Origin of the sequence: Brucella sp. 22210, assembly GCF_052045675.1 — a bacterium.
In the GTDB taxonomy this organism is placed as follows: Bacteria; Pseudomonadota; Alphaproteobacteria; order Rhizobiales; family Rhizobiaceae; genus Brucella.
The window spans coordinates 1-5,949 of the sequence record NZ_JBQEPD010000080.1 but is presented as its reverse complement, the minus strand read 5'-3'; the positions used below and the strand labels follow the sequence as shown (position 1 = coordinate 5,949).

Genomic DNA, 5,949 nt, shown 5'->3' with positions numbered 1-5,949 from the left:
GTTCATAGCGGTGACGTGACATCAAAGACCTCCAAATCCTAGGCCTTTGAATCACTAATACATTCAAATAGCTAGCCTATTTATGAGTGCACAGCCTAGGGAACGGTTTCGAGGTCAGTTTCGCGAAACTCGTTATCCGTCGCCAGGATCGGCACACGATAGTATTTCGCGCACGCATAATGAATGCAGTCTGCCAGATTCAGACCACGACGGCCATTCCGATAGGTATTGGCCGCGTGGAGTGAAAGCGTCGTGGTTCGCCTTGCCGGCGGTAGGTCGCGAAGCTCGATGGCGCGGGCGACTAGAAACTCCATGATAATCGGCTCAATCTGATCGATTGGAAGATCGAACTTTTCTGGTCGGGATAAGGCGAGGGCGGTTTCCAGAATTGCGAGCGGTGATGTAAAGCGCTTCTTGGCAATCATGATCGCAGTGGAAACGCGTTCGGCTTCAGGTTCGTCGGACAAAACAGCGACGAGGGCGCAGGCATCAATAAACATGCCGCTTACGATTCCCACATTTCGTCATAGGCTTCCTTCGGTAGAGGCTCTTTTGCTGCTTTTTTGTCTGCAACATGATATTTTTCTCGCAGTCGCGCCGCAGTTTGGACCGGAGTTTCGACGTTCAGACGGCGCTCGATCGCTTCGCGCATGGCAATGACGATCGCGTCAGAAATGCTTACATTTTCGATCTTTGCGAACTTGCGCGTCAACTGGTCCGCGGTTTCGTTTGTGACATTGATTGCCATGGCTGGCGCTCCATGTAGATAAATCTACACTTTAATGTAGATGCTTTTCTCTACATTCGCAACGGGGAAACGGTCGTGCGGGAGAAACGCACGACCGGCCTACGGCTTATTCAGCTGCTTGGGAAAATTCCGCTTCATCGTCGGCGTATCCGGTTTCGTCGTCCATGGTTTCGGCTGTGGCTTCCGCTGCGATCCGAACGGGGACAGGGAGCCATCCACTACCCGAAATAAGGCGCTCTGCGATAAAAACCGCTTCGCCTTTCTTCTTGGCGGCACGGACTGACAATTCCGCCTCTTTGCCCTTGGTTTCGGCCACTGCCAGTTCAATTGTCGTCCGGTTGACGTGATTGAAATAGTTGTTAGCGGTCGGCTCGAATCAGTCGGACATATCAACATCAAGCGCGTGGGCCAGTTGGTAAGGCTAGCAGCGAAAAAGCATGTCCCGTGGCTGCTCTCGCAACCAATCGAACAGATCGTCCGGATTGCCGGGAAGAATATCGCGATAACGATGCGAAGGTCGTTGAAGGCCGACAAGCACGTGCAGTTTGATCTTTCTGCCGTAATATCCGCGTCCGTTTAATGAGCGTTTTGCGGACGTTGTGACGTATTGTCATTGCGTGTACAATGGCAATACGTGCTGGCCCGACATGAGTCGAGGACAGTCGCACTCTAGTTCACTCAGGAGTACCCGGCCATGAGCAAAGAAGCATCCATGACCATCCGTATCGAGTCGCAGTTGCGGCAGTCGTTTAACGAAGCGACCGAGCTGGAGCGCCGGCCCGCTGCGCAAGTCATGCGCGAACTGATGTATGACTACGTTGAGCGGGTGCGAAGCAAGGCGGCTGGAGTGCGGAGAATCGACGCACACGAAAGCGCGGCTCGGCGTGCTGACATCGAGGCGGGCATCGCTTCGGTGTCCCTTGAAGGCTTTGCGGTGCCGGATGCCTACAGGGCCGAGGCCGACCGATTCATTCGAGGCGAATTGACATTCGAGAAGCTTGGCGAGGAGGTCGAGCAGCTCATCCAGGACCGGCTCGCGCGAGGCCGGTGAGCTATGAGCGATAACGCTGATCGTGAATACATCGAAGGGCTGTACGGTAGCTACCGTATAGCCGAGCTTCGACGTGATCCAGTCCAAGGTAAGTTCGATACTGCGCATTTGAAGGAAGTGCATCGGCGGATTTTTCAAGACCTCCCTCGCTTTGGCTTCGCCGAAGTGAAGCCGGGCGAGTATCGCGATCCTCCCACAGAAGGCCGCGATTGGTACAAGGCTCGCAAGCTCAAAGGTCTCGACGCGATGTCGTTCGTCTCCTATTCGCGCATGGACAAGAAGGCCCAGGCGCAAATCGACAAAACACTGGCCGATGTCGATCCGAAGGCTCTTGGAGCGCTGAAGACCGACGCTTTCACTCAACAGCTCGCCGACCTTTACACCAAGCTCGACCACCTGCACCCGTTCGGCGACGGGAATAGCCGGACCCTTCGGGCATTCACCCACCAACTCGCACAGGGTTCCGGTTACCAGCTCGATTGGGAGCGTTTCTCTAAATCAGAGGCCGGTCGAAACGTCCTCTATGTTGCACGCGATCTCAGCGTCAACCGGCTTAGCCTGCCGCATATCAACGATGATGGAATTCGCCGGGATGTGGTCCTGACCCTTGATTGTTTCGAGGGAAGTCGCGACCTCCCCGACTTGCTTCGTGATGCGGTCAGACCGTTGCGAGCTATCGCCTTCGAGCAGTTGCCCGAAGCCGATGCGCGCAAGAAGTACCCCGAGCTGGGCCTGTCATTTGACGCCATGCGCAAATCGGTCGAATATAGCATGACCAAATTTCCTGACAGCCTGAAAGCTCGCCAGAGCTTTCAGGAGAACGTGCGCGGAGCGATCCTTGAACGTCTCAACGCGGGCGAAGGGATGGATAGCAAATGAACAGACACATGCTGGCCGCCGGCATGCAAGGCATCGACCACACGACCGGTATAGGTGGTGTTCCAGTGAATGATGGTGGTAACTATTAGGTTGAGGGCGGATGCCCGGATCGAAAGATTTTCCTGGCTGCGATCACGGAAGCGGCCGAGGCAATGGAGATTGACGGCCCGCACGAGGCTGTTGCGACTTTCCCCTTTGTTCAGCTCCGCCGTTGTCTGCAACCGACAGCTTGTGCTCGCGGTCGATCACTGCTTTCCGCCTAGCAATCCCGCCTTGCCGAGCGCCCCGGATAAACAGATCCTATGACTAGAGCCGGCGGCGAACGGGCGATTCGAAGGAGCGGTTCTCATAACGGAACGCTGGATTATGGCCTGTCTTCGCGATCAAACCTTCATCTCATTGGAAGATCTGAACGTTGCCATTGCCTATCTGCTGGAGGACCTCAGCAACCGTCCTATGCGCCATATTGCTATTTCCCGGCGCGAATTCTTCGAAGAGGTCGAGCGTCAGGCATTTGCTCCATCGCCGCCGACAGAGTTCGAATGTGCGGAGTGGAAATCGGCAAAGGTTCATCCCGACTACCATATCGATGTGGAGAAGACCTTTTACACTGCTCCGCACAGCCTGACGGGCAGAACAGTCACTGTGCGCCTGACGCATCGCGTGGTCGAGATATTCTACAACCGCAAGCGCGTTGCATTGCATCGCCGCAGCTCGGAGCGAAACGGGCACGCTACCGTGAAAGTGCATATGGACGGTTCGAATTACTGGTAAATCGTAAGCGCTGTCCTGACCCCACCTTCCGGATCATCGCTTGATCATTGATGTTCAACCTCGAAAGAGGGCTAGGACATATGTCGATTTCAGAACTTACGCTTAAATCCAAGGATGAGCCGATACGCCGGTTTGAGGTGTTCACAGGCAATGGCCGTCGTCGCGAATGGAGCGACGATCAGAAGGCGCAGATCATTGCGGAGAGTTGCGAGCCTGGCGTCACGGTGTGCTCTGTGGCGCGGCGGCATGGATTGACGCCGCAGCAGTTGTTCACATGGCGACGGCTCGCCCGAAAGCCGCTTGATGTGTTGTCGGTGCCGGAGCAAGCACCAATGTTTGCACCAGCAGTCGTCGTGTCGCCCGAGAATTCGGAACCGAAGAGGGCGCGGCAAGCACGTTTGCCAAGAAGAACTTCTCCGGAGGCGGCCATTGAATTGCGGATTGATGGAGCCTGGCTGCGTATTGCCTCTGGCACCGATGCTGCAACCATTGCCGCCGTCATCCAGGCGTTGAAGGCTCAGTCGTGATTGGCCCGTCCGGTGCGGTAAAAGTGATGATCGCCACCAAGCCTGTCGACTTCCGCAAAGGTGCTGAAGGATTGGCGGCATTGGTAAAGGCCCAGATGGGTGCCGACCCGTTCTCGGGCACGATCTACGTATTCCGGGCCAAACGAACGGACCGGATCAAGCTGATCTTCTGGGACGGCAGCGGCGTGTGCCTGGTCGCCAAGCGGATCGAGGATGGCGAGTTCCATTGGCCTCGAATGCAAGACGGTGTGATGCATCTGACGGCCGCCCAGTTCTCGGCTCTGTTCGAAGGATTGGACTGGAAACGCGTGCATGCGCCGAGCGAAACGCGCACGCCGATAAAGGCCGGATAACGGGCGCGACCAATTGAATCAGAGCCATTCAGCGTCTCGCTCCGAGCGGCAAAATATGCTGTTCTCGATCCATGACGATGACGGCAGACGAGCTTCCGGATGACCTGAACGCGCTGAAAGCAATGGTGCTTTCGCGTGAGGCGGAGAATGCCCGCCTGCGGCAGATCATCAAGGAATTACAGCGTCACCGCTTTGGTCGACGGGCAGAGACGCTTCCAGAGGACCAGCTTCTGCTTGGGCTTGAAGAGGCCGAACAGATCGAGGCTGCCGGGCTGGAAGAGAAGGAACAAGGCTCGACTGCTCTGCGCCAGGCGCAGGTCGCTAAACGGCGTACGAACCGGGGTTCACTGCCAGCGCATCTGCCGCGCGTCGAGATCGTGGTCGATATCGATAACCATGCCTGCCCCTGCTGCCGCAACGACCTGCATCGGATCGGCGAGGATGTCAGCGAGAAGCTCGATCTTGTGCCCGCCCAATTCCGGGTGCTCGTGCTGCGCCGCCCGAAGTATGCCTGCCGGGCCTGTGAAGAAGTCGTTGTCCAGGCTCCGGCCCCGGCAAGGCTGATCGAGGGCGGCATCCCGACAGAGGCAACCGTCGCCCAGGTGCTGGTATCTAAATATGCTGACCACCTGCCGCTGTATCGCCAGGCGCAAATCTACAAGCGTCAGGGCATCGACCTCGACCGTTCGACGCTCGCCGACTGGGTCGGTCGCGCCGCCTGGCATCTACGCCCGGTCCATCAGCGGCTGCTCGATCATCTGAAGTCATCGTCCAAGCTCTTCGCCGACGAGACGACGGCCCCGGTGCTCGATCCGGGACGTGGCAAAACCAAGACCGGCCAGCTTTGGGCTTATGCACGAGATGACCGGCCGTGGCAGGGCGATGACCCGCCCGGTGTCACCTATGTCTATGCGCCAGATCGCAAAGGCGAACGACCGATGGCCCATCTCGACGGCTTCGTCGGCATCCTGCAGGTAGACGGCTACAGTGGATATCGCCCGCTCGCGGCAAAGAACACCGTGTCGCTGGCCTTCTGCTGGTCCCACGTTCGACGCCGCTTCTATGAGCTTGCTGCCGCTGGTCCGGCACCCATCGCCAGCGAGGCGCTGCGACGCATCGGCGAACTTTACAGGATCGAAGAAGAGATACGTGGCCGGCCCCACGAGGAGCGTCGTGTCGCCCGTCAGGAAAAAAGTCGTCCGATTACCGACAGCCTCGCTCCCTGGCTGCGTGAACAACTCGGCTACATCAGCCAGAAGACAAAACTCGCCGAAGCAATCCGCTATGCCTTGTCACGCTGGGACGGCTTGACCCGCTTCATCGACGATGGCCGGATCGAGATCGATTCCAACGTCGTCGAACGGTCAATCAGGCCAATTGCCCTCAATCGCAAAAATGCGCTATTTGCCGGTTCTGACGCCGGGGCCGAACACTGGGCGACTATCGCCTCGCTCATCGAGACGGCAAAGCTCAACAATGTCGAGCCACTGGCCTATCTCTCAGACGTCCTCACCAAGATCGTCAACAATCATCCAAATAGCCAGATCGACGACCTGCTGCCTTGGGCCTATGCCGCAACGCACGATCTCAAAGCCGTGGCCTGAAAACAGCGCTTAC

The 5,949-nt window shown here is 57.3% G+C and carries 8 protein-coding genes and 2 pseudogenes; 6 read left to right on the top strand and 4 right to left on the bottom strand.

Going from position 1 to position 5,949, the window contains the following annotated elements; all coding sequences use genetic code 11:
• Nucleotides 1-95 precede the first annotated feature (95 nt).
• From ACTJKP_RS26030 to ACTJKP_RS26020, 3 genes are all read right to left on the bottom strand, one after another.
• Nucleotides 96-500: a type II toxin-antitoxin system VapC family toxin gene (locus ACTJKP_RS26030; RefSeq protein ID WP_440632733.1), complete on the bottom strand. Its 405-nt coding sequence runs from the start codon at nucleotides 498-500 to the stop codon at nucleotides 96-98.
• A gap of 5 nt (nucleotides 501-505) precedes the next feature.
• Nucleotides 506-748 carry a type II toxin-antitoxin system VapB family antitoxin gene (locus tag ACTJKP_RS26025; protein WP_440632732.1) on the bottom strand — a complete coding sequence of 81 codons (243 nt, stop codon included), beginning with the start codon at nucleotides 746-748 and terminating at the stop codon, nucleotides 506-508.
• A gap of 106 nt (nucleotides 749-854) precedes the next feature.
• Complete coding sequence (locus ACTJKP_RS26020) at nucleotides 855-1,064, bottom strand: hypothetical protein (protein WP_440632731.1); 210 nt, start codon at nucleotides 1,062-1,064, stop codon at nucleotides 855-857.
• 378 nt (nucleotides 1,065-1,442) lie between these two features.
• Here ACTJKP_RS26020 and ACTJKP_RS26015 point away from each other — a divergent pair, with 378 nt between their 5' ends.
• Nucleotides 1,443-1,799, top strand: coding sequence for an antitoxin VbhA family protein (locus ACTJKP_RS26015; protein ID WP_440632730.1), 357 nt, complete (start codon nucleotides 1,443-1,445; stop codon nucleotides 1,797-1,799).
• 3 nt (nucleotides 1,800-1,802) lie between these two features.
• The gene (locus ACTJKP_RS26010) at nucleotides 1,803-2,678 is read left to right on the top strand and encodes a Fic family protein (RefSeq protein ID WP_440632729.1); all 876 of its coding nucleotides are present in this window, start codon (nucleotides 1,803-1,805) and stop codon (nucleotides 2,676-2,678) included.
• Here ACTJKP_RS26010 and ACTJKP_RS26005 read toward each other — a convergent pair.
• Nucleotides 2,654-2,902: pseudogene (locus tag ACTJKP_RS26005) on the bottom strand (Tn3 family transposase); the annotation flags it as partial. The gene ACTJKP_RS26010 and the pseudogene ACTJKP_RS26005 overlap by 25 nt on opposite strands.
• Nucleotides 2,903-2,987: 85 nt before the next feature.
• Between ACTJKP_RS26005 and ACTJKP_RS26000 the strand changes: the two are divergent.
• From ACTJKP_RS26000 to tnpC, 4 genes and pseudogenes are all read left to right on the top strand, one after another.
• A pseudogene (locus tag ACTJKP_RS26000) lies at nucleotides 2,988-3,431 on the top strand (Mu transposase domain-containing protein); the annotation flags it as partial.
• A gap of 101 nt (nucleotides 3,432-3,532) precedes the next feature.
• A complete protein-coding gene (gene tnpA, locus ACTJKP_RS25995; RefSeq protein ID WP_181375986.1) occupies nucleotides 3,533-3,979 on the top strand; it encodes an IS66-like element accessory protein TnpA in 447 nt (148 codons plus the stop codon).
• Nucleotides 3,976-4,332: an IS66 family insertion sequence element accessory protein TnpB gene (tnpB, locus tag ACTJKP_RS25990; protein WP_109366349.1), complete on the top strand. Its 357-nt coding sequence runs from the start codon at nucleotides 3,976-3,978 to the stop codon at nucleotides 4,330-4,332. The genes tnpA and tnpB overlap by 4 nt, the downstream gene beginning before the upstream one ends.
• Nucleotides 4,333-4,403: 71 nt before the next feature.
• On the top strand, nucleotides 4,404-5,936 hold the full coding sequence (tnpC, locus tag ACTJKP_RS25985) for an IS66 family transposase (RefSeq protein ID WP_121539677.1): 1,533 nt from the start codon (nucleotides 4,404-4,406) through the stop codon (nucleotides 5,934-5,936).
• The last annotated feature ends 13 nt before the right edge of the window (nucleotides 5,937-5,949 follow it).